We start from the raw sequence: 26035 nt of genomic DNA on the forward strand, positions 1-26035 counted from the left end.
CCGGTCGGAACAGGGCGTCCTGTCGCTCTTCCGGTAATCCGATAGCCGGTTGACCGGACCATGACCATGGGGCGGAAGGTGCCTGGCACCTTCCGCCCTGTTGTCGTCTGGGGCTACAGCAATCGCAGGATCACCACGTCCGCGCCATCGTGGCCACGGTAGACCAGCCGCCAGGGCAGGCCGGGCAGTGGCAATTCGCGGATGCCGTCCCCGTGGCCGGCGCGGCCGCGCTCGGGATACTCGGCCAGGCAATCCGCCGAGTCGCAGATCAGCCGTCCCACCCGCGCCGCCGCTTCATCCGTCAGGCCGGCGCGAATGGCGCGAAGGTCGTCCAGGGCCGGGTCCGACCATGTCAGGCGCGGCGCCATTCAGCAGCTCCGCGGCCGCTTGCGTTCCGTTTCGCTCCCCCAACTCAGCAGCCAGCGGCGGATGTCGTCGTGGTGGACCGCCAGGCCGGGGGCGGCGCCGTCCTCGCCGTCCCGCGTGGCGGCGACCACCGCCTCGATGGCGGCGCGGGCGCGATCCTCGTGATCGAGAAAGGTGCGCAGGGCATAGTCGAGGGCGCCGGCGGCGTCGAATCCCTCGGCTTTGGCAAAGGCTTCCAGGCGGCGGGCAAGGTCGTCATCGAGAACGAGGGATATGGTCTTGGGCATGGGGGCTCCTTCACGCGCGGGAATGGTAGGCGATTTCGGCCAGGGATGCCAGCATGCCTCCTCTCGGCGCTCTTGCCGCCGGGGCGTGGTGTTTGTAAGGTCGATCAGTCAGGCATCTGGGGGAATCGTGATCATGCGCGGCTTGGCGCTGTCTGTCTGTTTCGGGGCGGCCCTGCTGGCGGCTTCCTCCGGTGTTCTGGCCGCCGATTCCGTTCCCACCCGCATAGAGGCGGGGCGGGCCGCCCACGCCAGGGGCGATCTGGCCCGCGCCGCCGCCGAACTGGAGGCGGCGCTCGCCGAACTGCACGCCCGTCTCGGCAGGCTTCTGGCCGAGTTCATGCCGTCGGCGCCGCCGGGATGGCAGGCCGAGGCGGCGGAAACCATGCCGCTGTCCGGTTCGGGCGGGGGGCTAGCGGTGACGCGGGCCTATTCGATGGCGGACGGTTCGCTGAACGCCTCGCTGATCATCGACAGCCCGGCGGTGGCGGCGGCGGCCGGGCAATTCGCCGCCGGCCCGTCGTCCTCTCCCAACGCCAAGCGGATCAGGCTCGGCAACGAGGACGCCCTGCTGCGCTGGGATGCGGCCAACCAGGCCGGCGAGATCACCATCGTGCTGGGCAGCCGGGCGGTTCTTCAGATCGACGGCGACGGCCTCGCCACGGGCGAGCTTCTGGTGGAGGCGGCCCGCGGCTGGAACGTGCCGGCAATCCGCAAGATACTGGGGCTGGGGGCTACGTGATCTCGAAGCGGGCCAGGGTTTCGGCCAGATCGTCGCCGAATTTCGAGCCCTTGCGGACCAGCGCCGCCCTGGGCGGCATGCCGCGCAGCTTGGGGTTGCCCCATTCGTAGCTGGTGAACAGCGCGAACGGAATCTGCTGGGTGCTGGAAATGGCGGCCAGGGCGTTGCCCAGGTCGATGCCGGTCATCGGCCCCAGTTCCATCGAGGCCATCACCATGTCGGGACGGGTGCGCACCACGGTCTCGATGGCCACGAAGGGATCGCGGATGATGGAGGTGCGATAGCCGCAGGCGGCCAGTTCCCGCTCGACGATATGCGACATGGCCTTTTCCGGCAGAACCAGCAGAATCTCGACGTTCTTCTTCTCGATCTTGCCGAAATCGATGTCGGCGGTCCGCTTGGCCGGCAGGGCGCGCACCACGGCGGGGGCGTCGGCTTCGGATATCTGCTCGCCGTCGGCCAGCTTCTCGATCTTGTCGATGAACACCTGGACCTCGTCGATCTCGGAGACGCCGAGCGATTTCAGTTCGCCGACATATTCGTCGAGACGGTGGGTCACCAGCTTGATCATCGGCAGGTTCAGGCCCTGGGCATGGCTGCGCAGGTTGCTGGCCTCGCGCTTCAGGGTCTGGAGGCCTTCGGTCTCGGGAATGCTTCGCGAGCGGAGATTGCCCAGCAGAACCTGCAAGTGGCTGGCGGTGTCGCGAAGTTCCTCGATGAACTCGTTGATGACCCTCAGTTCGTTCTCATTGTCGGCGGCATCGAAAGCGGACATGAATTCCCCCGGAACGTATCTCGTTTTTCAGAGATACACCGATTCCAATCGTGGCGGAACCAGGATCAAGGTTTTACTCGGCGGCGCGGCGTTCGGTCTCCAGCATGTCCGCCAGGGTATAGCGGTTCAGCTCGGCGAAGAACGCCCGCAATCCCGACGTGAGGGCATCGCGGGCGATGCAATGCCCGCTCAGCCGGCATTCGTCGTTGTCGGCGCAGCGCATGCAGCGGACCAGGGTGAAGTCCTCCTCGGTCTCGCGGATGAATTCCCCGAGGTGGATGTCGTCGGGCTGGCGCAGCAGGCGGACGCCGCCGTACTTGCCGCGAACGGTTTCCAGATAGCCGGCCTTGCCTAACTGGTGAACCACCTTGGTCAGGTGGTTCTTGGAAATGCCGTAGCATTCGGCGATTTCGGTGATGGTGACCAGTTCGCCGTTGCGCAGCCCGACATGGACCATGACTCGAAGCGCGTAGTCGGTGTGCAGTGTGAGGCGCATGGCCATTCGGTTCCATTATGCGAAATCAGAAGGTGCATGCTGGCGGATTGTTTGATCTTGGTCAAGTGTAACTCGTCGGGCGACGCGATTCGCGTGATCGTCGGCGCTTCCCCGAGGCGGGGTCGGGCGAGTACCATGCGAAGTGGACGGGGAAAGCTCGGGTGGGGGGCGAGGATGGCGTCGGCGCGATTGGTACGGATGTTCAGGTCGCTGCCCATCGCCTGGCGGATTCCCCTGGTGGTGGCGGTCAACGTATCGGTGGCGCTGGCGGTGGGGCTGCTCGGCTGGCACGCCGCCGCCGTGGTCAACGCCGACCTGGACGAATTGCGCACGGTGCAGCTGCGCACCAGCGCCCTGGGCGAGATCGACATCCGCGCCAGCCGTCTCCAGGGACAGATCCGTCAATATCTGGCCAATCCCACCGACGACCTGCTGAAGGAGGCCATGCGCCGTTCCGAGGAGCTGTTCGTGGCCATGGGCGACGCCACCGCCCACGAACGCCCCTTGTCCGAGGACGCCGCCGCCATGCACGAGGCGGCGCGGCGCTTCGTCGCCGGCTTCCAGACGCTGAAGGCGCTCAACGCCGACATTTCCCGGCTGTACGAAGGGCAGGTGCTGCAAAGCACCAGCGAGATGTCGGGGCTTTACGCCATTCTCAACTCGACCGCCCGAACCCGCAGCGGCGACGTCCTGGCCCCGGCCCTGGTCAAGTCGCACGAGAATTTCGTTGAAACGTTGATAGCTATCAATGTGTTCTACTTCAACGGCGATCCGTCCCAGGCCGCCGCCGCCCATGCCAGTCTCGACAAGATGGCCGAGACCACGCCGGTCCTGGCCAAGCTGGCCGGCAACGACCTTCAGCGCGACGCCCTGGGCGTCCTGGAACAGCGGGCCAGGGCGCTGGCCCGCGCCATCGATTCCATCGCGCGCGGTTTCGAGGAGCGCGCCCGCATCCTCAACGACGAGGTCGACGCCAATCAGGCGGCCATGTCGGCCGCCATCGACCGGCTGACCGGCCGTGGCCGCGAGCGCGAGGAGGAACTGCAACAGCGCTCGCACGCCCAGCTTGTCCAACTGGCGGCGCTGGGCGCGATGGTGGCGGTGATCCTGCTGGTGGTGGGGGCCTGGATCAGCTGGGTGATCGGCCAGTCGATCCGGGGGCCGCTGCTGGGTCTGCGCCGGGCCATGGAGGCCGGAGCCGGCGGCGACTGGTCGCTGGAGGTGGAGGACCGCGACCTTCACGACGAACTGGCGGCCATGGCGCGCACCGTCGAGGTGTTCAAGCGCAACGCTGTCGAGAAGCTGCGCCTGGAGGACGAACGGGCCGAGGCCGAGCGGCGGGCCGGCGAGGCCAAGAGCCGGACGCTTCAGGATCTGTTGTCCCAGATGGAGGCGCACGAGCATCCGCTGACCTTTGCCCAGCCGGTGGCCGCCCAGCCCGAGACCGAAGCGGCGGAAATCGCGGCGGTGTTCAACCGGGTGCTGGCCAAGTTCCATGAAGCCACCGGCGAGCGCGATGCCGCCATCCAGGCGCTGACCAGCGCCAAGGAGGCGGCGGAGGCCGCCAACCTGGCCAAGTCGTCGTTCCTGGCCGCCATGAGTCACGAGATCAGGACGCCGATGAACGGCGTGGTCGGCATGCTGGAACTGCTGAATCACACCAGCCTCGACGCGGAACAGCGCGACCTGATCGCCACCATCCGCGAATCCGGCCTCGCCTTGCTGCGCATCATCGACGACGTGCTGGACTTTTCCAAGATCGAGGCCGGACGGCTGGACATGGAGCGGGTGCCGGTCTCCATCGGGCCGCTGATCGACGGCGTCGTCGGCGCGGTGTCGTCCAATGCCGCCGCCAAGGGGGTGGAACTGGCCGCGTTCGTCGATCCCGGCTTGCCGGGGCAGGTGATGACCGATCCGACCCGGTTGCGCCAGATCCTGTTCAACCTGGCCGGCAACGCCGTCAAGTTCACCCTGCGCGGCCGGGTCGCCATCCATGTCCAGGGGCTGGGGCGCGCCGGGGACGGCCGCGTCCGCATGCATGTGCGCATCGTCGATACCGGCATCGGCATCGATCCGGCCATGCGCGACCGGCTGTTCCAGCCCTTCACCCAGGCGGAAAGCTCGACGACCCGGCGTTTCGGCGGAACCGGGCTGGGACTGTCCATCACCCGCCGGCTGGTGGATCTGATGGAGGGAGAGGCCGGTTTCGACAGCATTCCCGGCGTCGGTTCCACCTTCTGGTTCACCCTGGCGCTGGACGGCGTCGCGGCCGAGTCCGCCGGGACGCCGGAACCCGACTTCATGGGGCGTCGCGTGCTGGTGGTCGATCCCGACCCGGACGAGCGGACCCTCATCGCCCAGGTGACCGAGCAGGCGGGTGCCGCCGTGGTGCGGGTGCCCGGCGCCCGCGAGGCCATGGCCGCCACCTCGCGCGCCTCCACCACCCAGGCGCCGTTCGACGTGGCGCTGCTGTCATCCTCGGCGGTGACGGTGGAGCAACTGGAGCCGTTGGCGGCCACCCCGCTGGTCTTCATCGGTGCCGGGGGGCAGGAGACGCGGTTCGGGCTGGAACGCATGCCCAACTGTCTCGGCTTCCTGGGGCGGCCGCTGACCAGACATCAGATCCTGGCCGCCGCCGCCACCCGGGCCGCCGGACCGGTTTCCGGTCCCCCCTGCCGGCCGGCCGTTCCGATGCCGGAGGTGGTGGAGTTGGCCGCCCGCGCATTGCTGAACTGTCCGCCGATCCTGGTGGCCGAGGATCATCCGGTCAATCAGCAGGTCATTCAACGCCAGTTGCGGCTGCTGGGCTACGATGTGGAGCTGCGCGGCGACGGCCGGGCCGCCCTGGAAGCCTGGCGGCAGCGCGACTTCGCCGCCATCATCACCGATTGCCACATGCCGCGCATGGACGGATTTCAGCTGACCGCCGCCATCCGGGCCGAGGAAGCCGGCGGCGGCCGTCACATTCCCATCATCGCCCTGACCGCCAACGCCATGGCCGGCGAGGCCGAGCGCTGCATCGGGGCCGGGATGGATTTCTATCTCGCCAAGCCGGTGGAGATGGGGCGCCTGAAGGATGCCCTCGACCGGCTGTTGACGGCGCATTCCTCCATTTCATGATATCGTCTTGCCGTCTGGAAAGACTTCTGTGTCCTTGACTATGACATTCGTAGGACTCCCCAGGAGTCATCGACGGATACATGTTGTCAATATTCGTCGATTGCATATTCAGACGTGACAGGGCCATCCTGCTGTAAATTTCGGATAAGCAGGCATGCCCCGCGACGATGCCGCCGCCAGACGAGCGAATGTGAGACGGACCGATCACCCGCCGGGTGGAACCGATGCCGTGCGATCCATCAATGAAACCCTGAAGGGGCCGGTGGCGGCCATCTTCCGTTCGCTGGTTCCGGCCTTCGCTCCCCTTGGCGGCGACGAATTCTACGAGACGGTCCTGGACAGTTCGGAGATGCTGCACGGCTGCATCCTGATCTTTCGCCGTCATCAGGACGCCTTCCGCACGGTGCTGGTGGACGAACGCGGCCGGCCGGTGAACGACGATTTCGTCCGGCTGCGCTGCGGCCGCTCGGTTCACGACGTCATCGCCATGGTGGTTCGCACCCACGCCAAGCGCCATTTTCGCGCCACCCTGGGGGGCAACCCCAACGACCCCACCAGCAAGGCGGGGCGGCTGTACCAGGCCATGAGCGAATACCTGATTCATGACTGGCAGGTGCCGCTGGTGCCCCATTACGCGCCGCTGCCGGTTCACAAGGTGCTGGAGATGGGGCCGCGCCTGCTGGACGTGCGCGAGGCCGAGTTGCTTGACGCCATCGCGGTGGCGGCCGGCCCTCCGCCCGCCCCCCGCCTGCCGGACATGGGGGAACCGCCGCGCTTCGAGGTGGTTCCCCCGGGGGGCGGTCCCGGCCGGAGCGGGTTTTCCGGCACGCCGCAGGAGGAATTCTGGTGGGGCGCCCTCGACGACAAGGCCGCCGTCGCGGTCATCGGCAGTCGCGGCAACCACGAGATGCGTGAACTGGTGGCGACCCTGGCCGGTGTTAACGAGGCGGTTCGTTCGGAACTGTTCGCCGGGCTGTCGCTGTCGACGGTGCAGGCGGCGGTCTGTCTGGTTTCGGCCCACAAGACCCTGGGGCGGGCGGCCTTCGCCGCCACCTTCGGCGTTCCCGGCAAGCCGGCCGTGGTCGAGACCATCGCCGGCCGCCTGCGCAAGCGCAATGTGGGGTCGCAGACCGAACTGCGCGCCCTGGCCGGCCTGACCGAGGGCGCGGTCCGGGGCTGAGCCGGCCCCGTCCGGCGCCGGCTTGACCAACCTCTCATTGCTTCACGGGCGCGGGCATGGCAAAACATGCCGCGACCGGCAAGGCGCGCATGTCCGGCGGCGCCAGTGGCCGGCAAAGACAAAGCTCGAAGGAGTTCCAGAATGGCACGTCGCGTTCGCAAGGCCGTGTTTCCCGTCGGCGGCATGGGCACCCGTTTCCTGCCCGCCACCAAGGCGATGCCCAAGGAAATGCTGCCGGTGGTCGACAAGCCGTTGATCCAGTACGCCGTGGAAGAGGCCGCCGCCGCCGGTTGCGAGCACTTCATCTTCGTCACCGGCCGCGGCAAGAACGCGCTGGAAGACCATTTCGACAACAATCCCGAACTGGTCCGCACCCTGAAGGATCGCGGCAAGTTCGATCTGGTCGAGGCGGTGACCTCGTGGATGCCCAAGTCGGGCCAGATCTCCTACACCCGCCAGAGCGAGCCGCTGGGCCTGGGCCATGCGGTATGGTGCGCCCGCGACCTGGTGGCGGACGAGCCCTTCGCGGTGCTGCTGCCCGACGATCTGATCCTGGCCAAGACCGCCTGCCTGAAGCAGATGGCCGCCGTCCACACCGAGGTGGGCGGCCATGTGGTCGCCGTCGCCGACGTTCCGCGCGAACACACAAAGCGCTACGGCATCCTGGATGTGGAATTCGACAACGGCCGCCTCGCCAAGGCCAAGGGTCTGGTGGAAAAGCCCGAACCCGAGGTGGCGCCGTCGACCCTGTCCATCATCGGCCGCTATATCCTGCATCCGGCGGTGTTCGAGGTGCTGGACAAGAAGGAAAAGGGCGCCGGCGGCGAGATTCAACTGACCGACGCCATCAGCCAGACCATCGGCATGGTGCCGTTCCACGGTCTGCGGTTCGATGGATCGCGCTTCGACTGCGGTGACAAGGTCGGTTGGCTGGAGGCCAATCTGGCCTTCGCCCTGGCCCGCGAGGACACCGCCGAGGCGGCCCGCGACCTGATCCGCCGTTTCCAGGCCTGACGACAAAGCGTGACTGACTGTTAAGGACTGAGCGCCATGCGCATTGCCATGATCGGCACCGGCTATGTGGGTCTGGTGTCGGGGACCTGCTTCTCGGAATTCGGCATCCATGTGACCTGCGTCGACAAGGATGCCGCCAAGATCGAGAAGCTGGGCGAGAACGTCATGCCCATCTACGAACCGGGCCTGGACGAGATGGTCGCCGCCAATGTCGAGGCCGGACGGCTGACCTTCACCACCGAGCTGGCCCCCGCCGTCAAGGCGGCCGACGCGGTCTTCATCGCCGTCGGCACGCCGTCGCGCCGGGGCGACGGCCATGCCGACCTCAGCTACGTCTACGCCGCCGCCGAGGAAATCGCCGACGCCATGGACGGCTATACCGTGGTGGTGACCAAGTCGACCGTTCCGGTCGGCACCGGCGACGAGGTCGAGCGCATCATCCGGGCGCGCCGTCCCGACGCCGATTTCGACGTGGTGTCCAATCCGGAATTCCTGCGCGAAGGCTCGGCCATCAACGACTTCATGCGCCCCGACCGGGTGGTGATCGGCACCGAATCCGAACGCGCCCGCAAGGTGATGAAGCAGCTGTACCGGGTGCTGTTCCTGATCGAGACGCCGATCGTGTTCACCTCGCGCCGGACCTCGGAACTGATCAAGTATGCCGGCAACACCTTCCTGGCCACCAAGATCACCTTCATCAACGAGATCGCCGATTTGTGCGAGAAGGTCGGCGCCGACGTCCACGACGTCGCCAAGGGGATCGGGCTGGACGGCCGCATCGGCAGGAAGTTCCTGCATCCCGGCCCCGGTTACGGTGGATCGTGCTTTCCCAAGGACACCCTGGCGCTGGTCCGGACCGCGCGGGACTACGACGCCCCCTTGCGCATCGTCGAAACCGTGGTCGCCGTCAACGACCAGCGCAAGACGCAGATGGCGGAACGGGTGGTGGCGGCCTGCGGCGGTTCGGCCAAGGGCAAGACCGTCGCCGTGCTGGGCCTGACCTTCAAGCCCAACACCGACGACATGCGCGATTCGCCCGCCATCGACATCGTCACCGCCCTGATCGAGGCCGGGGCCGCGGTCAAGGCCTTCGACCCCGAGGGCATGCACGAGGCCGCCAAGCTGCTGCCCCGGGCGGTGACCTATTGCGGCGACGCCTACGCCACCATGCCCGGCGCCGATTGTCTGGTGATCATCACCGAGTGGAACGAGTTCCGCGCCCTTGATCTCGATCGGGTCAAGTCGCTGCTGAAGGCTCCGGCGGTGGTCGACCTCCGCAACGTCTACGCGCCCGACGAAATGGCCGAACTGGGATTCGCCTACACCTCCATCGGCAGGCCCGCCGCCCGCTGACCCGCCCATCGGCAGCGATATCTTAACCATTTGGCGGCAGGGTGATTCCGGTGGTCTCAAATCCGAAGGAACCCCTGCCGTGACCCTTCTGAACTCCTTTCAAGCCGACGATATCCGCGACAGGCTGGCGGGAAAGTCCGTCCTGGTCACCGGCGGGACCGGGTCGTTCGGAAAGCAATTCGTCCGGACCGTGCTGGGGCTCGACTGCGTCAAGCGCCTGATCGTTCTTTCCCGCGACGAGCAGAAGCATTTCGACATGATGCGGGAGTTCGACGACCGCAAATATCCCGCCATCCGCTATTTCCTGGGCGACGTCCGCGACCTGGAAAGGTTGCAAATGGCGTTCCGCAACGTCGACATCGTCGTCCACGCCGCCGCCCAGAAGCACGTCCCCCTGGCCGAGTACAACCCCACCGAATGCCTGCGCACCAATGTGTGGGGCGCCGAGAACGTGGTGCGCGCCGCCCTGGACAACGGGGTCGAGACGGTGATGGCGTTGTCCACCGACAAGGCGGTCAACCCGGTCAACCTCTACGGCGCCTCCAAGCTGGCGGCCGAGAAGGTGTTCATCGCCGCCAACAATCTCAGCGGCCAGGGTCAGACCCGCTTTGGCGCGGTGCGCTACGGCAACGTGGTCGGCTCGCGCGGGTCGGTGGTGCCGTTCTTCCGCAATCTGATCAGGCAGAACGCCGATGCCCTGCCCATCACCGACGACCGCATGACCCGCTTTTGGATCACGTTGCAGCAGGGGGTGAACTTCGTGCTGTCGTCCATGTGCATGATGAAGGGCGGCGAGATCTTCATTCCCAAGATTCCCAGCATGAAGATGACCGACCTGGCCCATGCCATGGCGCCCGACATGCCCATCAAGATCGTCGGCATCCGCCCCGGCGAGAAGCTGCACGAGGTCATGGTCAACGAGGAGGAGGCCCGCACCACCCGCGAACTGGCCGACCGCTACGTGATCCATCCCATGCTGTCCTACTGGGCCGGCGGCGACCAGCCGGAGGGCGAGCCGGTGCCCGAGGATTTCCGCTATGCCAGCAACACCAACACCTGGTGGCTGCCCGAGCCGGAACTGCTGGGCATGATCAGCCGCCTCGACATGGATCTATGACCCGTCCGCTGCCCTATGGCCGTCAGGTCATCGAGGACGACGACATCGCCGCCGTGGTGGCGGTGCTGAAATCCGATATTCTGACCGGCGGCCCGGCGGTTTCCGGATTCGAGGCCGCCCTGGCCGGGATTGCCGCCGCTCCCCATGCGGTGGCCTGCAATTCGGGCACCGCCGGCCTGCATCTCGCCGCCCTGGCGCTGGACCTGGGGCCGGGCGACGCGGTGATCGTGCCCAGCGTCACCTTCGTCGCCACCGCCAACGCGGCCCGCTATGTGGGGGCCGAAGCGGTGTTCGCCGACGTCGATCCCGCCACCGGCCTGATGGGGCCGGATCATCTGGACGAGGCGCTGACCCGCTGCGGCGGCTTGCGGCCCAAGGCGGTGTTTCCGGTTCATCTCAACGGCCAGTGCGCCGACATGCCGGGCCTCGGGGCGCTCGCCCGCCGCCATGGCCTCGCGGTGGTGGAGGATGCCTGCCACGCCCTCGGCAGCCTGCAATCCGACGACCGCCCCACCGGCGCCTGCGCTCATTCCGACATGGCGGTGTTCTCGTTCCACCCGGTCAAGACGGTCGCCATGGGGGAAGGCGGCGCCGTCACCACCCGTGATGCCCGGCTCGATGCCCGGCTGCGGCTGTTCCGCAGCCACGGCATCACCCGCGAGCCCGCCGAATTCCTTCAGCCGGACGAGGCCTTCGACGGCGAGGGCCGGCCCAATCCCTGGTATTACGAGATGGCGCGGCCCGGCTTCAATTACCGCGCCTGTGACATCGTCTGCGCGCTCGGCACCAGCCAGTTGGCCAAGCTGGACCGCTTCAGGACCCGCCGCGCCGAACTGATGGCCCTTTACGAGCGTCTGCTGCCGCCCGCCGCCCGCCCCATCGGCCGCGTGAGCGGCGGCCGTCCGTCCTGGCACATCATGGTGGTCCACATCGACTTCGAGGCCCACGGCACCAGCCGGGCGGCGGTGATGCGCGCCCTGGCCGGCCAGGGCGTCTCCACCCAGGTGCATTACCTGCCGGTCCACCGCCAGCCCTATTACCGCGGGCGCTTCCCCGGCCTGACGCTGCCCGGCGCCGACGAGTATTACCGCCGCTGCCTGACCCTGCCGCTGTTCGTCGGCATGGATGACGGCGATGTCGTCCGTGTGGCCGAAGCCCTGGCTCGGCTGCTGTCATGATCGCCGTTCTTGGCCTGGGCAGCATCGGCCTGCGCCATGCCCGCAACGCCCTGGCCCTGGGCGAGGCGGTGATCGGCTGCGATCCCTCGCCCGAGCGCCGCGCCCTGCTGGAAGCCGAGGGAGGAACCGCCACCGGTTCGCGGGATGCCGCCCTGGACGCCGCCTCGGCCTGCGTCGTCGCCACGCCGTCGGACCGGCACGAGGACGACCTTGCCGCCGCCATCGATTCCGGCCGCCACGCTTTGGTGGAAAAGCCCATCGGCCACCGCGTCGGCCGCCTGCCGGAGCTGCTGGACCAGGCCGAAGCCGCCGGTCTGGTGGTCGCCGCCGCCCTCAATCTGCGCCTGCATCCCTGCGTCCGCCTCGCCAAGGCGATCCTGGCGGAAGGCGGGCTGGGCAGGCCGCTGTGGGGCCGCTTCCTCGCCGCCCTCTATCTGCCCGACTGGCGGCCCGGCCAGGACTGGACCCAGGGCTACGCCAACGATCCCCGCACCGGCGGCGCCATCTTCGACTACATCCACGAATTCGATCTGGCCGCCCATCTGCTGGGGTCGTTCACCCCGGCCGCCTGCGTCGCCCGCAACTCGGGCACCCTGGGGCTGGCCTCCGAGGACATGGCCGACGCGGTGCTGCTCCATCCTGACGGCGTCAGCTCCAGCGTCCATGTGGATTACGTGACGCGGCCGCGCATGCGCGGCTTCTACATCGCCGGAACCGAGGGCCACATCCATGTGGACCTGGACCGCCGCCATATCCGCCGGATCGATTCCGCCGGCCTGGTCCTGCTGGACCAGAGCCTGGACGGCGGCTATGGCGACGACTACATCACCGAGATGGCCGCCTTCCTCGCCAGCCTCAAGGGCGCGCCGCCGGTCTGCGGCGGCCGCGAGGCCCTGGCGGTGCTGGAGGGCGTCATCAAGGCCCGCTCTCTTGCCGGATTGCCGTCATGACCGCCATCGCCATCATTCAGGCCCGCCTGTCGTCCACCCGCCTGCCCGGCAAGGTGCTGCTGCCGCTTGGGGGGCGTCCGGTGCTGGAGTGGGTGGCGCGGGCGGCCCAGGCCATTCCCGGCATTCATAAGGTGGTGGTGGCCACCAGCGTCGGGGCCGACGACGATGCCGTCGCCGCCTGGGCCGAGGGCTTCGGACTCGCCTGCCACCGCGGCCCGCTCGACGACGTGCTGGAGCGCTTCGCCCAGGCGGCGCGGGCCGAGAACGCCGACATCATCATGCGTCTGACCGCCGATTGCCCGCTGCTGGACCCGCAGGTGTGCGGCGAGGTGCTGGCACTGCTGAAGCGCACCGGATCGAGCTATGCCAGCAATGCCACGCCGCCATCCTGGCCCGACGGCCTGGATTGCGAGGCCTTCACCCGCACCGCCCTGGACGAGGCCGCCGCCGAGGCAACCCGGTCCAGCGACCGCGAGCACGTCACCGTCTTCATCCGCGACCGCCGCCACCGTTTCCCCCAGGCCAGCCTGGTCTGTCCGCTGCCCGGCCTCTCCGCCGAGCGCTGGACCCTGGACGAGCCGGCCGATCTCGACTTCCTCGAAGCGGTGGCGGAGCATCTCCCGGAACGTCCCTCCTACCTGGACGTGCTGGGCGTGCTGGACGCGCGCCCCGAACTGCGCGCCATCAACGCCCGCATCACGCGCAACGAGGGTTTCGTCAAATCGCTGCGCCGGGAGAGCCTGCCGCCGTGGAACGGCGCCGCCACCAGCACGGCGCTGCTGAAGCGGGCCGAGGCGGTGATCCCGCTGGGCAGCCAGACCTTCTCGAAAAGTCGCATCCAGTATCCCGAGGATTCGCCCATGTTCCTGACCCACGGCCTGAACGGCCGGGTGTGGGACGTGGACGGCAATTGCTATGTGGACATGGTGTGCGGCCTGCTGCCGGTGGTGCTGGGCTATCAGGATTCCGACGTGGATGCCGCCATCCGGGGGCAACTGTCCAACGGTATCTCGTTCAGCCTCGCCACCTTGCTGGAGACCCAACTGGCCGAGCGGCTGGTGGAGCTGATCCCCTGCGCCGAGATGGTGCGGTTCGGCAAGAACGGCACCGACGCCACCAGCGCCGCCATCCGCCTCGCCCGCGCCCATACCGGCCGCGACCGCGTCGCCGCCTGCGGCTATCACGGCTGGCAGGACTGGTATATCGGCGCCACCACCCGCAACAAGGGGGTGCCCGCCGCCACCCAGACCCTGACCCATCTGCTGCCCTACAACGATCTCGACGCCGCCCGCGCCCTGTTCAAGGCCCATCCCGGCGAGTTCGCCGCCCTGATCATGGAGCCCATGAACGCGGTCGATCCGGCGCCGGGCTATCTGGAGGCGCTGAAGGAACTGGTTCATGCCGAGGGCGCCCTGCTGGTGTTCGACGAGGTCATCACCGGCTTCCGCTATCACCTGGGCGGGGCGCAGAGCCTGTTCGGCGTTACCCCCGACCTCGCCTCGTTCGGCAAGTCCATGGGCAACGGCATGCCGATCTCGGCGGTGATGGGCAAGGCTGGCATCATGCGCGAGATGGAGAACGTGTTCATTTCCGGCACGTTCGGCGGCGAGGCGCTCTCGCTGGCCGCCTCCATCGCCGTCATCGACAAGATGAAGCGGGAACCGGTGATCCAGACGCTGTGGTCCACCGGCCAGATCCTGGCCGACGAGGTGGCGAAACTGGCCGCCGGTCACGGGCTTGCCGACATCTTCTCGCTGGTGGGCAAGGCGCCGTGGAAGATCCTGGCGGTGCAGGACCACCCCACCGCCCGCAAGGAGGCCATCAAGACCCTGTTCGCCCGCGAGATGCTGCGGGCCGGCGTGCTGTTCCTGGCCAGCCACAACGTCTGCTATTCCCACGATTCCGAGGATATCAACCGGGTGCTGGCCGCCTGGGACCGGGCGCTGGCCAAGGTGGCCGCGGAACTGGCGACGGGAAGGCTGGAGGAGCGGCTGCCCTGTCCGGTGGTGATGCCGGTGTTCAAGGTGCGGTAAGGAACTCCGCCGTCTGCCGCACCGCCTCGGCGAGGCCGACCTTTATCGGCGTCACGCCGTCGGGAAACGCTCCGAACAGCCGCGACGGCATCATGGGGTCCAGCAGCACGAACACGCCGTGATCATTGGCGCGGCGCACCAGCCGGCCGAACGCCTGCTTCAGGCGCAGCCGGGTGATCATGTCGTCGTAGCCCCGGCCGCCGAACCGGCCGCGCCGGGCCTTGTGCAGGATGTCGGGGCGCGGCCACGGCACCCGGTCGAACACGATCAGGCGCAGGCTTCGCCCCGGCACGTCGACGCCGTCGCGGACCGCGTCGGTGCCCAGCAGGCAGGATTCCTCCTCGGCGCGGAAGATGTCCACCAGGGTGGCGGTGTCCATGTTGTCCACATGCTGGGCCAGCAGGGGGATGCCGGCATCCTCCAGCGGGCCGCCGATGCGCCGGTGGACCGCCTTCAATCGCGAGATGGCGGTGAACAGCCCCAGCCCGCCGCCGCCGGCCGCCAGGAACAGCTCGCGATAGGCCGCCGCCACCTGATCCATGTCGTCCTTGCGCACATCGGTGACGATCAGCACCCTGGTCTGGGCCGGATAGTCGAACGGCGAGGCCAGGGCGGCGCGCAGCGCGGGATTGGGCAGGTGAACGCCGCCGGTGCGGCGCTCGGCGGCGTGCCAGTCGGCCTCGGTGTCGCCGGAACCGTCGCGCAGCGTCGCCGAGGTGATGACGATGCCGTGGGCCGGCTCCACCACCGCCTTGGCGAAGGGAATGGTGGGGTCGATCCAGTGGCGGTGCATGCCGACGTCGAGGTCGCGGCCGTCGATGCGCTCCACCGACAGCCAGTCGATGTAATCAAGGGCGGCGGCTCCGTCGGACAGGCTGTCCAGCATGGCCTTCCAGCCGGCCAGCGGCAGCAGGGCGCGGCGCTCGATGGAACGGCAGATACCCTCGATGCGCGACCGGGTCGAGGAATCCAGTTCGGCGGCCTCGTCGTCCAGCAATCCGGCCAGGGATTTTTGCAGCACCTGCAACGGCGCCCCCAGCCGTCCCAGCGCGTTGGCGAGGTCGTGGGCCGCCTCGGCCAGTCCCTCTCCCGGCGGCCGGGTCTCGGTCTCCAGGCTGTAGGGCGAATCCGAGCCGCCCTGGGCGCGGGCATAGACCTGCCGGCGCATCAGGGCCAGCACGGTCTCGGCCGGGCCGTGGGGGGCGCCGTCGGCGAGGCGTTGCAGCCAGCCCGGCCCCGGCAGGGCGCGGGCCGCCTGGATCACCTGATCCAGCGCCGCCACCGCCGCCTCGGACTGCCCCACCAGATCCTCGGCGCGGCGCGACAGGCCGCGGGCCCGCGATTTCGAGGCGGCATCGCCCTCCGGCCCCAGGATCCAGCGGCGCATCTCGGCCGCCTCCATACCGGTGAGATGGGCGGAAAACGCCGAATCGGCGGCGTCGAACACATGATGGCCCTCGTCGAACACCAGCCGGGTCGGCATGGTGCCGTCGTCCAGCCCGCCCAGCGCCGCCTGCACCATCACCAGGGCATGGTTGGCGACCACGATGTCGGCGCGGCGCGCCCGGCGCACGGCGCGCTCGATGAAGCATTTGCGGTAGTGGACGCAGGCGGAGAAGATGCACTCGCCCCGCCGGTCGGCCACTCCCATGGTGCGGGCGCGGCCCAGCAGGTCCACCAGCCAGCCGGGGAAGTCGCCGCCCACCATGTCGCCGTCGCGGGTCGCCGCCAGCCAGCGGGCCATGAGGCCGACGGCGTGGGAATCGTGGGCGCGGCCGCGCGTCACCTGCTCCTCGAAATTCAGCAGGCAGGCGTAATTTTCGCGGCCCTTGCGGATCACCACCTTGCGCATCTTGTCGTGGATTTGCGGGAACAGCCGGTCCAGCTCGCCGTCCAGTTGGCGTTGCAGGTTGCGGGTGTGGGTGGAAATCCAGACCGGGGCCGCGTTCTTTTCAGCCCAGACGCTGGCGGGGGCGATATAGCCCAGGGTCTTGCCGGTGCCGGTGCCTGCCTCGGCCAGAACCACATGGGGCTCGCCCTCGGTCTCGCGGGGCAGGAACGCGCGGCTGACCGCCGAGGCGTAATCGGCTTGGCTGGGACGCTGCTCGGCCTTGCCGCCCAGCATGGCGGCTAGGCGGGCGCGGGCCTCGGCCGGATCGACCGGAATGCTGCCGGCCGGCGGCTCGGGGGCGTATTCGGTCCATTCGGGCAGGCGGTCCCACACCCTGGCGGCGGCGGCCCCCTTGCCGGCGTCGCCCTGGATACCCAATGCCGCCAGCACCGCGTTGCCCCAACCCCAGCCGCCCCTGGCCATCATCCAGGCGATGCCCCTGGTGTCGGCCGCCCGCGCCGGCATGTCGGCGGCGTGCCGGCGGGCCAGTTCCTCCAGCAGCACGCGGGTCGCGGTCAGCAGCGCTTCGGCCTCGTCCTCCGGGTCGGCGGGACGCGGCAGCCCCAGCGCCTCGGCCACCCCGCGCGGAGTGGGCAGGCAAAAGCGGGCTGGCCGCACGAAGGCGAACAGCTCCAGCAGGTCCAGCCGCAGGAAATCGTCCAGCCCCAGCCGGGCCGCCAGGGCCGGGCCGTGGCAGACCAGCGGCGATTCGTTCCTGGCATGGCGGGCCGCCTGGGCCAGGGTCAGGCGCTTGAACTCGCCATCGGTCCCCAGCGCCACGGCGCCCCTGACGCCGGCAACCAGGACCGGGGCGTGGGGAACCAATATGCGGGGGGCATCGGACATGGCCGGCACAGTACAGAGAGAACGGAGAGTGCACAAGTCACCGCCGCGCGACCGGTGGGGCGGCGATGGAATCGAATTGCCACGAGGCAATTGAGGTCTTCGCTTTTACGCAATTCGGTACTACAATGCGGACATACAAGAGTCCAAAAGCGACCGTTCTTCTCAACACGTGGAGGTGTTCAATGAATTGGAAGCATGCAGCGGGAATCTGTCTGTCGGTCATGATGAGCGTCACTGCCGCCAACGCGGCCGAGCCGCCGATCAAGATCGGAGCGTTCCTGTCGGTGACCGGCCAGATGTCGCCCATGGGCGATCCTCAGAAGCGGACCTTCGACTTCATGGTCGAAAAGATCAATGCCCAGGGTGGCGTGCTGGGCCGCAAGATCGAAATGATCGTGTATGACGACGCTTCGGAGCCGGAAAAGGCGACCACCTTCGTCAAGCGCCTGATCGAGAACGACAAGGTGGATCTGATCATCGGCGGGTCGGGCACTCCCACCAGCATGTCCGTCCTTCAGTTGATGGAACGGGCCGAGATGCCTTACATGTCGCTGGGCGGCGGCACCGCCATCGGCGATCCGGTCCGCAAGTGGACCTTCAAGTTTCCGCAATCCGACCGTCTGGCCGCCGAGAAGGTGCTGACCGACCTGAAGAAGCGTGGCCTGACCAAGATCGCCCTGCTGTCCGAGAACGTCGGCTTCGGCAAGTCCGGCCATGACCAGACCGTCAAGCTGGCCCCCAAGTTCGGCATCGAGATCCTGATCGACGAGGTCTATTCGCCCAAGGATCCCGACGTCACCCCGCAGCTGACCAAGATTCGCGGCACTGCCGGCGTGCAGGCGCTGTTCATCTTCGGCACCGGCACCGGCCCCGCCGTCGCCACCAAGAACATCAAGCAGATGGGCCTCAACCTGCCGCTGTACCAGTCGCACGGCGTCGCCTCGAAGGAATTCCTGCGTCTGGTTGGTCCCGCCGCCGACGGCACCCGCCTGCCGGCTGGCGCCCAGGCGGTGGCCGATCAGCTGCCCGCCAACGATCGCCAGAAGAAGATCGTGATGGACTTCAAGAAGGAATACGAGGAGCGCAACAAGCCGCTGGAGGTCAGCCCGCTGCCCGGTCACGGCCTCGACGCCCTGCTGATGGCGGTCGACGCCTTCAAGCGGGCCGGCACCACCGACAAGGCCAAGGTCCGCGACGCCATCGAGCAGACCAAGGACTTCGTCGCCACCACCGGCATCTACAACTACTCGCCCACCGACCACATGGGCCTCGGCCTCGAGTCGTTCAAGATGGTCGAGATCAAGAACGGCGACTGGGTCCTGCTCGCCGACTGAGTATGCGTCATGACGGCGGCGAGCCCTGGCCTGGGGCTCGCCGTTTTCATTCCAAGGATAAGATCATGAACGGTGCCGACGAAATCCTGGGGCCGAGCCTTGCCGCCGGCCGGGGGGACGTGCTTGCCCTGATCTGCGGCGAGCGCAGCCTGACCTATTCCGACCTCGACCGCCTGGCCTGCCGTTTCGGCAACGCCATGCTGGCCGCCGGGGTGGCGCGCCAGCAGCCGGTCCTGCTGCTGCTGGACGACGGTCCCGAACTGGTGGCCGCCTATCTGGGCGCCATGAAGGCAGGGTTGGTGCCGGTGGCGCTCAACACCCGCATGGCGGCCAAGGATCTGGCCCATGCCTGCGCCGACAGCGGCGCCGCGCTGCTGCTGGTCGAGGACGATCTGGCCGAACTGGCGCGCGAGGCCGAGGCCATCGGCCGCGCCGTGCCGCGCCGGGTCGCCACCGGCGAACTGGACGCCTTCCTGGCCGGCGCTTCCGACCGGCTGGTCTCGGCCGACATGGCCCCCGAGGACATGGCGTTGTGGATGTACACGTCGGGCACCACCGGCCAGCCCAAGGGCGCCGTGCATGTCCATGCCTCGATTCCGCTGGGCGAACGCCATGTGCGGGAGAATCTGGGCCTTGAGCCCGGTGACCGCATCTTTTCGACCTCCAAGCTGTTCTTCGCCTATCCGCTGGGCCATTGCCTGATCGGGGCGCTTCGAGTCGGCGCCACCCTGGTGCTGCATCGCGGCTGGCCCGATTCCGCCGCCGCCGCCCAGGTCATCGGCCGTACCCGGCCGAAAGTGGTGCTGTCGGTGCCCGCCCTCTATCGCCTGATGCTCAAGGACGGAATCGCCTCCAGCGAGGCGTTCCGGGGCGTGCGCACCTGGGTCTCGGCCGGCGAGAACCTGCCGGCCGAACTGTGCCGCCGCTGGATGGACGAAACCGGCGGCATCATGCTGGAAGGCATCGGCGCCACCGAATCGCTGTTCCTGTTCATCGCCAGCACGCCCCGGGCCATGAAGCCCGGCGCCTGCGGCCGGCCGCTGCCCTGGGCCGAGGCCGAGCTGCGCAACCCGGCCGGCGAGGTCATCGACGCCGCCGATACTCCCGGCGATCTGTGGATACGCATGGATTCGCTGTTCCGGCGCTATCACAACCGCCCCGACGTGACCCAGCGGGTGCTGCGGGACGGCTGGTGGAAGACCGGCGACGTCTTCGCCCGGGACGCCGAGGGCTGGTGGACGCCCCAGGGCCGCTCCGACGACATGATCAAGGTGTCGGGGCAGTGGGTCAGCCCCGCCGAGGTGGAGGAAGCCGCCCTGATGGTTCCCGGCGTCGCCGACGCGGTGGCGGTCGGCATTCCCAACGAGGACGGCCTGATCCGTCTGGTGCTTTACGCCGTCGCCGAGGTGGGCGAGCACGAGCCGGTTCTGGAAACCCGCATCGTCGAGACGCTGCGTTCCAAGCTGGCGATCTTCAAATGCCCCCGCACCGTCCGTTTCCTCGACACCATCCCCCGCACCGCCACCGGCAAGGTGCAGCGCTTCAAGCTGCGGGAAGCCGGCTGATGCGGGCTGTCATCGTCGAGTCGTTCGGCGGTGCCGAGGTCATGCGGTGGGGCGAGATCGAAACGCCGGTTCCCAGCCCCGGCGAAGTGCTGATCCGGATTCGCGCCGCCGCCGTCAATCCGGTGGACTGGAAGATCAGGGAAGGCAACCTGGCCCGGCTGTTTCCCTGCAAGTTCCCGCTGATTCCCGGATGGGACGCCGCCGGCGTCATCGCCGCCCTGGGCGAGGGGGTCACCGGCTTTTCCATCGGCGACCGGGTATGGTCGTTCTGCCGTAAGCCCGACATCCAGTGGGGCACCTACGCCGAATACGTCGTCATGACCGCCGATGCGGTGGCGATGATGCCGGCCAGCCTGGATTTCGCCCAGGCCTCGGCCATTCCGCTGGCCGGCCTCACCGCTTGGCAATCCCTGTTCGACGTGGCCGACATCCGCCCCGGCCAGGTGGTGCTGATCCATGCGGGCGCTGGCGGTGTCGGCTCGCTGGCGGTGCCGCTGGCCAAATGGGCCGGCGCCACCGTCGTCAGCACCGCCAGGGCCGAGAATCACGATTATGTCCGCCGGCTCGGGGCCGATCACGTCATCGACTACACCACCCGGGATTTTGTCGCGGCCACGCGGGATCTGTTCCCCGAGGGCGTCGACTTCGCCTATGGCACCGTCGGCGGCGAAGTGCTGGCCCGCAGCTATCAGGTCGTGAAGCCGGGCGGCATTCTGGTCTCCATCACCGACAAGACCGACCGGGACGAGGCCGAACGGCTGGGAATCCGCGTCAAGTACCTGTTCGTCAAGCCCAACGGCCAGCAATTGCGCCGGTTGGCGGCGCTGCTGGATGACGGCACGCTGCTGCCCCCCCTGGTCGAGGAGATGAGGCTGGATCAGGCCGCCGAGGCGCTGGGGCGCAACCGCCGCGGCCATGGCCGCGGCAAGATCGTGCTGATGGTTGATTAGTTAGCGGGATTCCCGCCCCTTCAGATAGAAGGCCACCGCCTGGGCGCGGTTGCCGACCCCCAGCTTGTCGTACAGGTTCTTCAGGTGGAACTTGACGGTGTTCAGCGAAATGTCGAGCTGGCTGGCCATCTGCTGGTTGGTCAGGCCGCCGGCCAGGGCCGCCAGCAATTCCCGCTCGCGCGGGGTCAGGCCGGCCAAGGGATCGCTGGCCAGGCTGGAGACGTCGATGAACGGAAACACCATGCGGCCGGACGCGACCGCGATGATGGTGTCGAGCAATTGTTCGGGCGGCTCGCGCTTCGAGCAGAAGCCGGCGGCGCCCAGGGTCATGGCCTGACGGGGAACGTCCGGGTTGGGGCTGCCGGTATAGACGATCAGCCGGGGGGCGTCGACGCGGCCGCGCAGCGATTGCAGCACGCCGCGCCCGTCGATATTGGGCATTTCCCAGCCGATGATGCCCACGTCGAAGGGGACCGAATCGGCGGTTTCAAGAAAGCGCTCGCCATCGTTGACCACGGTGGCGACCTTGAAGCGGTCGTCGCAGTCGAACAGTTTGACCAGACTGCTTTGCAGCAGCGGATTCTTCTCGGCGATGACGATGACGATCTGTCTGTTCTGCTGGACGGGCATTGATTTATTGATCCCTTGTCAGGGCCGAAAGACCCCGCCTCCCCCGAGGCGGTATTCTTACCGTTTACCGGAGAATAAGCAAACCCTGAAAGAGGGTCTTTCCCACACTTTTCCCACACCGGCGAACGGGGGGAAAGCCATCTTGCCACACGGGGGCGGTTTCGGGCCGGCGGCATGGCCGTGGAAGGACGGACCGCCGGAATCCGCCGGTTTGCAAATGTTTCCGGGCTGGGGCTTGAAACCCGGTCATAAGCGGAGCATATTCTAAAAGTCATATCTGAAACATACGACATTCGCCTATATTTTTTCGGGGTAAAACGACAATGCGTGACAACGGACCGGTTACCGATCGCGAAGTGGAACTGAAGGACGGCGATCTGCTGGTGTCGAGGACCGATGCCGGCGGCCGCATCACCTTCGTCAACAAGGCGTTCATCGACATCAGCGGCTTTACCGAGGCGGAATTGCTGGGCTCGCCCCATAATCTGGTCCGTCACCCGCACATGCCCAAGGAAGCCTTCGCCGATCTGTGGGCCACCATCAAGACGGGGCGGCCGTGGGAGGGCTTCGTCAAGAACCGGACCAAGACCGGCGATTCCTATTGGGTGCGCGCCAATGTCACGCCCTTCATGGAGGATGGCCGGATCGCCGGCTACATCTCCATCCGCTCCAAGCCGACGCGGGCGCAGATCAGCGCCGCCGAGGCGGCCTACCAGACCATCCGCACCGGCGCCGACAAGGGCCTTGGCATCAGGGACGGTCAGGTGGTGTCCGACAGCCTGTCGTTCCGGCTGTCGCGCTATGCCGGCAGCGTCAAGGGCAGGCTGACCGGCATGGTTGCTGCCATGATCGCGCTGCTGGGAATAATGGAAGTCCTCAATCTGCTCGACCTGGATTCAGACAGCCGCTCCGGCATCAGTCTCGTGATATTCGCCTTGGGAATCGTTCTGGCTCTCGGACTCCGGCAGGTGGTCATCGGCACCATCATCCGCCCTCTCGTCGACATGGAAGGGCATTTCGACGCCATCGCCCGCGGCGATTTCGCCCACGAAATTCCGTTCGAGCCGGTGGCGGAGTTTCAGCGGATCAGTGCCCTGCTGCGCGCCATGAAGGCCAAGCTGGGCTATAACCTGCTGGAAAAGGCCGAACTGGACCGCCAGTCGGAGGAGCGGCGGCGCGCCGAGCTCAACCGCGTCGCCCAGTCGCTGGAGGACCGGGTCAAGGGGGTGGTCGACCTGATCGACGTCTCGTCCGGCTCGCTGCTGGGCAATGCCCAGACCCTGTCGCACAATGCCCAGGAAACCATGACCCAGGCGGGCAACGTCACCGCCATGACCTCGCAGGTGACCTCGAACGTCCAGGCGGTGTCGGCCGCCACCCACGAGCTGTCGTCGTCGGTGACCGAGATCTCGCGGCAGGTCTCGCACGCCGCCGACATCTCCCGCGACGCGGTGCGTCAGGCCGGCGAGACCGACCGCATGGTCCGCAGTCTGGCCGAGGCCGCCCAGAAGATCGGCGAGGTGGTCAAGCTGATCAACGACATCGCCGCCCAGACCAACCTGCTGGCGCTGAACGCCACCATCGAGGCGGCCCGCGCCGGCGAGGCCGGCAAGGGCTTCGCCGTGGTCGCCAACGAGGTCAAGCATCTGGCCAATCAGACCGCCAAGGCCACCGAGGAGATCGGAACCCAGATCGCCGCCATCCAGAGCGAGACCCAATCGGCGGTCGAGGCGATCAGCTCCATTTCGGGAACCATCGAGAACATCAACGAGCTGTCCTCGGCCATCGCCGCCGCGGTCGAGGAACAAGGCGCCGCCACCAGCGAAATCGCCCGTTCGGTCGAGCAGGCGGCGCACGGCACGTCGCAGGCGGCCGAGAACGTGGCGGTGGTTTCCGGCGCCGCCGAGGAAACCAAGCTGATGTCCGATCAGGTGTTCGGCGCCGCCGACGGCCTGAAGGGCGCTTCCAACCAGTTGGCCAGGGAAGTGGCGGGCTTCATCCGCGAAATCCGCAACGCCTGAGTCCGCGCGGGCCTCCTCCCCTTCTCCCGAATGGGAGACGGGGAGGGTTTTGCGTGATCAGGCCAGCAGGCTGTCGATTTCCACCTGCGCCATGGCGCGGTCCGATCCGTGGATGATGGCGTTGGCACAGTCCATCAGGGCCTGGGCGGCGCGGCTGATGGCCTTGACGTGCTCGGCGACGAGGCCGGGGTCGGAGCCGGCGACGATCTCCTCCTCCAGCTTGGCGACCCCGCCCAGAATCAGCGTGTTCAACTGGTTCAGGGTCTCCTCGAACGGGCGGCGGTACTTGCCGGGCACCCGGTCGTAGGCCTCGATGGCCAATTGCTTGTCCTTGAAGCTGGAATCGGCGAAATGCTCGGTATAGCTCTTGGGCGCCCACATCTTGCATTCCTCGATCATGTCCGGCATGTCCGGAATCATGTCGAGCAGCATGACGATTTCATTGAAATGGTTAAGGTAATCGGTCGCGAGCAAGGTCTGGGCGCTGATATTGGTGCCGTCGACCCTGGCTGCGAATTCCTCGAAGGCAACGCGCTCTTCCGGCGGAATGTCCGAATCCGTCACCATTCCTCCTGATCCCCTGTGATCCCCACGAGTCATCCTTGCGCCATGAAGAGGAAGAATTCAAGAGGGCACAAAACCATTATCGCCCGATCAAACCCGATGATAGGGATGTCCGGCCAGGATGGCCTGGGCCCGCCACAACTGTTCCGCCAGCAGGGCGCGGACCAGCATATGCGGCCAGGTCATGCGCCCCAGCGACAGCAGCAGGTCGGCGCGGTCGCGGACCGCCTGGCCGTGGCCGTCGGCGCCGCCGACCAGGAAGGCCAGATCAGTGATGCCGTTATCGCGCCATCTTCCGATTCTGCCGGCGAAGTCGGGCGATGTCATGTCGCGCCCGCGTTCGTCCAGCGCCACCACCACCGCGCCGTCGGGCACGCAGGCCAGCAGCAGGTCGGCTTCCCGCGCCTTCATCTGCGGCGAGGCCAGGGGGCGCTTTTCCTCCACCTCGCGCAGCACCGGCGGCGGCGACAGGCGGCGAATGTACTGGTGGTAGAGGTCGAGTTCCGGGCCCGCCCTGGCCTTGCCGACCGCGGCGAGGGTGATGCGCATCACCCCCCCTGCATGGCCCTGGCGCGGATGGCGGCGGCCGAGGCGGCGTCGGCCTTGGCCTCCATCACGTTCCACATCTTCTCCAGATTGTAGAAGGCGCGGACCTCGGGGCGGAACAGGTGGACGATGATGTCGCCGGCGTCGACCAGGACCCAGTCGCATTGCGGCTCGCCCTCGGTCTGGACGTGCTGGCCGGCGGATTTGAGGGCGCGGGACACATGATCGGCCATGGCGCCGACCTGACGCTGCGACTTGCCGGTGGCGATCACCATGTGATCGGCGATGGAGGTGCGGCCCTTGAGGTCGATGACGACGATGTCTTCGGCCTTGTGGTCCTCCAGGGTGGCGACGACCAGGTCGACCAGGGTCTGGGCGGATGGAATGGCGGGAGAGGAAATGATGAACTCCTATGGCTGGCTTTGGCCGCGAATGGCGGTGGACGAGGCGGGGTGAAGACGAATGCGGAGAAACGTCCAGGCCGGCGGAGTCCGTCCGGCCAGGGCGCGGGCCCGGCCGTCGCCGACGCGGCTTGCGGCGAAACGCCGCGCCGCCTTGGCGGCCAGGGCCCGTGCAGAATAGGGACCGCGCGCCAGAATCGCAACCGGAACGGTGGCGAGGATGCGGGGCCAGCGCGCCCAGCGCGCCATCTGGACCAGATTGTCCGCCCCCATCAGCCAGACGAAGCGGGTGCGGGAAAAACGAATCCGCAGCCGCGCCACCGTGTCGGCGGTATAGCGGGTGCCCAGGCGGGTCTCGATGGCGGTGGCGCGAAGGCGGGGGTTGCCCGCCGCCACGTCCCGGGCCGAGGCCAGCCGCCGGGCCAGCGGCGCCATGCCGGCCACCGGCTTCAGCGGGTTCTGCGGGCTGACCAGCAGCCAGACCTCGTCCAGCCCCAGCAGCTTCAGGCTAAGTTCGGCGATGTGGCGATGGCCGCCATGGGCGGGGTTGAATGAACCGCCCAGCAATCCGACCCGCACCCGGCGGCGGTCTCCCCAGGGATTGGGAGGGGGGGAAATGCCGACCGCCTTGCGTTTGCCCGACACGTAATCACCGGTTTGCTGATGTCGGCCCATTTTA

The 26035-nt window shown here is 67.7% G+C and carries 23 protein-coding genes; 13 read left to right on the forward strand and 10 right to left on the reverse strand.

Annotated features, from left to right (window positions below; all coding sequences use genetic code 11):
• Positions 1-113: 113 nt before the first annotated feature.
• Together MTBSS4_RS09590 and MTBSS4_RS09595 are read right to left on the reverse strand one after the other, a co-directional pair.
• Positions 114-368, reverse strand: a complete 255-nt coding sequence (locus MTBSS4_RS09590; protein WP_173983183.1) for a type II toxin-antitoxin system RelE/ParE family toxin — start codon at positions 366-368, stop codon at positions 114-116.
• Positions 369-653 (reverse strand): transcriptional regulator, encoded by a 285-nt coding sequence (locus tag MTBSS4_RS09595; protein ID WP_173983184.1) that lies wholly within the window; start codon positions 651-653, stop codon positions 369-371.
• Positions 654-786: 133 nt separating this feature from the next.
• On the opposite strand from MTBSS4_RS09595, the gene MTBSS4_RS09600 reads away from it, so the two are divergent.
• Entirely contained in the window at positions 787-1392 is a 606-nt protein-coding gene (locus MTBSS4_RS09600) for a hypothetical protein (protein WP_173983185.1), read from the forward strand.
• Here MTBSS4_RS09600 and MTBSS4_RS09605 read toward each other — a convergent pair.
• Together MTBSS4_RS09605 and MTBSS4_RS09610 are read right to left on the reverse strand one after the other, a co-directional pair.
• Positions 1385-2167 (reverse strand): DNA-binding response regulator, encoded by a 783-nt coding sequence (locus tag MTBSS4_RS09605; protein WP_173983186.1) that lies wholly within the window; start codon positions 2165-2167, stop codon positions 1385-1387. The two genes, MTBSS4_RS09600 and MTBSS4_RS09605, sit on opposite strands and share 8 nt — an antisense overlap.
• A 73-nt stretch (positions 2168-2240) precedes the next feature.
• Positions 2241-2663 (reverse strand): Rrf2 family transcriptional regulator, encoded by a 423-nt coding sequence (locus tag MTBSS4_RS09610; protein ID WP_173983187.1) that lies wholly within the window; start codon positions 2661-2663, stop codon positions 2241-2243.
• 198 nt (positions 2664-2861) lie between these two features.
• On the opposite strand from MTBSS4_RS09610, the gene MTBSS4_RS09615 reads away from it, so the two are divergent.
• From MTBSS4_RS09615 to MTBSS4_RS09650, 8 genes are all read left to right on the forward strand, one after another.
• Positions 2862-5783, forward strand: a complete 2922-nt coding sequence (locus MTBSS4_RS09615; protein ID WP_173983188.1) for a response regulator — start codon at positions 2862-2864, stop codon at positions 5781-5783.
• A 154-nt stretch (positions 5784-5937) separates the two neighbouring features.
• Positions 5938-6963 (forward strand): hypothetical protein, encoded by a 1026-nt coding sequence (locus MTBSS4_RS09620; protein ID WP_254432464.1) that lies wholly within the window; start codon positions 5938-5940, stop codon positions 6961-6963.
• A 141-nt stretch (positions 6964-7104) separates the two neighbouring features.
• Positions 7105-7977, forward strand: a complete 873-nt coding sequence (gene galU, locus MTBSS4_RS09625; protein WP_173983189.1) for a UTP--glucose-1-phosphate uridylyltransferase GalU — start codon at positions 7105-7107, stop codon at positions 7975-7977.
• 36 nt (positions 7978-8013) lie between these two features.
• Complete coding sequence (locus tag MTBSS4_RS09630; RefSeq protein WP_173983190.1) at positions 8014-9330, forward strand: UDP-glucose/GDP-mannose dehydrogenase family protein; 1317 nt, start codon at positions 8014-8016, stop codon at positions 9328-9330.
• A 79-nt stretch (positions 9331-9409) separates the two neighbouring features.
• Positions 9410-10447 (forward strand): UDP-N-acetylglucosamine 4,6-dehydratase (inverting), encoded by a 1038-nt coding sequence (pseB, locus tag MTBSS4_RS09635; protein WP_254432465.1) that lies wholly within the window; start codon positions 9410-9412, stop codon positions 10445-10447.
• The gene (gene pseC / locus MTBSS4_RS09640) at positions 10444-11625 is read left to right on the forward strand and encodes a UDP-4-amino-4,6-dideoxy-N-acetyl-beta-L-altrosamine transaminase (RefSeq protein WP_173983191.1); all 1182 of its coding nucleotides are present in this window, start codon (positions 10444-10446) and stop codon (positions 11623-11625) included. The genes pseB and pseC overlap by 4 nt, the downstream gene beginning before the upstream one ends.
• On the forward strand, positions 11622-12575 hold the full coding sequence (locus MTBSS4_RS09645; protein ID WP_173983192.1) for a Gfo/Idh/MocA family protein: 954 nt from the start codon (positions 11622-11624) through the stop codon (positions 12573-12575). Before pseC ends, MTBSS4_RS09645 begins: the two co-directional genes overlap by 4 nt.
• Positions 12572-14608, forward strand: a complete 2037-nt coding sequence (locus tag MTBSS4_RS09650; protein ID WP_173983193.1) for an aminotransferase class III-fold pyridoxal phosphate-dependent enzyme — start codon at positions 12572-12574, stop codon at positions 14606-14608. Before MTBSS4_RS09645 ends, MTBSS4_RS09650 begins: the two co-directional genes overlap by 4 nt.
• Here the strand turns inward: MTBSS4_RS09650 and MTBSS4_RS09655 are convergent.
• Positions 14595-17345, reverse strand: coding sequence for an ATP-dependent DNA helicase (locus MTBSS4_RS09655; RefSeq protein ID WP_173983194.1), 2751 nt, complete (start codon positions 17343-17345; stop codon positions 14595-14597). The genes MTBSS4_RS09650 and MTBSS4_RS09655 overlap by 14 nt on opposite strands.
• 182 nt (positions 17346-17527) lie before the next feature.
• Between MTBSS4_RS09655 and MTBSS4_RS09660 the strand changes: the two genes are divergently transcribed.
• The 3 genes from MTBSS4_RS09660 (at position 17528) to MTBSS4_RS09670 (ending at position 21194) form a co-directional block, all read left to right on the forward strand.
• The gene (locus tag MTBSS4_RS09660; RefSeq protein WP_173983195.1) at positions 17528-18679 is read left to right on the forward strand and encodes an ABC transporter substrate-binding protein; all 1152 of its coding nucleotides are present in this window, start codon (positions 17528-17530) and stop codon (positions 18677-18679) included.
• Between the two features lie 65 nt (positions 18680-18744).
• On the forward strand, positions 18745-20244 hold the full coding sequence (locus MTBSS4_RS09665; protein ID WP_173983196.1) for a benzoate-CoA ligase family protein: 1500 nt from the start codon (positions 18745-18747) through the stop codon (positions 20242-20244).
• A complete protein-coding gene (locus MTBSS4_RS09670) occupies positions 20244-21194 on the forward strand; it encodes an NADP-dependent oxidoreductase (protein ID WP_173983197.1) in 951 nt (316 codons plus the stop codon). The genes MTBSS4_RS09665 and MTBSS4_RS09670 overlap by 1 nt, the downstream gene beginning before the upstream one ends.
• On the opposite strand, the gene MTBSS4_RS09675 is transcribed toward MTBSS4_RS09670, so the two are convergent.
• The gene (locus MTBSS4_RS09675; RefSeq protein ID WP_173983198.1) at positions 21195-21824 is read right to left on the reverse strand and encodes a response regulator transcription factor; all 630 of its coding nucleotides are present in this window, start codon (positions 21822-21824) and stop codon (positions 21195-21197) included.
• A gap of 323 nt (positions 21825-22147) precedes the next feature.
• On the opposite strand from MTBSS4_RS09675, the gene MTBSS4_RS09680 reads away from it, so the two are divergent.
• On the forward strand, positions 22148-23845 hold the full coding sequence (locus MTBSS4_RS09680) for a PAS domain-containing methyl-accepting chemotaxis protein (RefSeq protein ID WP_173983199.1): 1698 nt from the start codon (positions 22148-22150) through the stop codon (positions 23843-23845).
• 57 nt (positions 23846-23902) lie between these two features.
• Here the strand turns inward: MTBSS4_RS09680 and MTBSS4_RS09685 are convergent, their stop codons facing one another.
• From MTBSS4_RS09685 to MTBSS4_RS09700, 4 genes are all read right to left on the reverse strand, one after another.
• Positions 23903-24412 carry a hypothetical protein gene (locus MTBSS4_RS09685; RefSeq protein ID WP_173983200.1) on the reverse strand — a complete coding sequence of 170 codons (510 nt, stop codon included), beginning with the start codon at positions 24410-24412 and terminating at the stop codon, positions 23903-23905.
• Positions 24413-24499: 87 nt separating this feature from the next.
• Positions 24500-24958, reverse strand: coding sequence for a 23S rRNA (pseudouridine(1915)-N(3))-methyltransferase RlmH (gene rlmH, locus MTBSS4_RS09690; RefSeq protein ID WP_173983201.1), 459 nt, complete (start codon positions 24956-24958; stop codon positions 24500-24502).
• Positions 24958-25359: a ribosome silencing factor gene (gene rsfS / locus MTBSS4_RS09695; RefSeq protein ID WP_368667772.1), complete on the reverse strand. Its 402-nt coding sequence runs from the start codon at positions 25357-25359 to the stop codon at positions 24958-24960. Before rsfS ends, rlmH begins: the two co-directional genes overlap by 1 nt.
• Positions 25360-25365: 6 nt before the next feature.
• Positions 25366-26001: a nicotinate-nucleotide adenylyltransferase gene (locus MTBSS4_RS09700; protein WP_254432466.1), complete on the reverse strand. Its 636-nt coding sequence runs from the start codon at positions 25999-26001 to the stop codon at positions 25366-25368.
• Positions 26002-26035 lie beyond the last annotated feature (34 nt).

It is taken from the genome of Magnetospirillum sp. SS-4 (assembly GCF_902729425.1).
GTDB lineage: Bacteria > Pseudomonadota > Alphaproteobacteria > Rhodospirillales > Magnetospirillaceae > Phaeospirillum.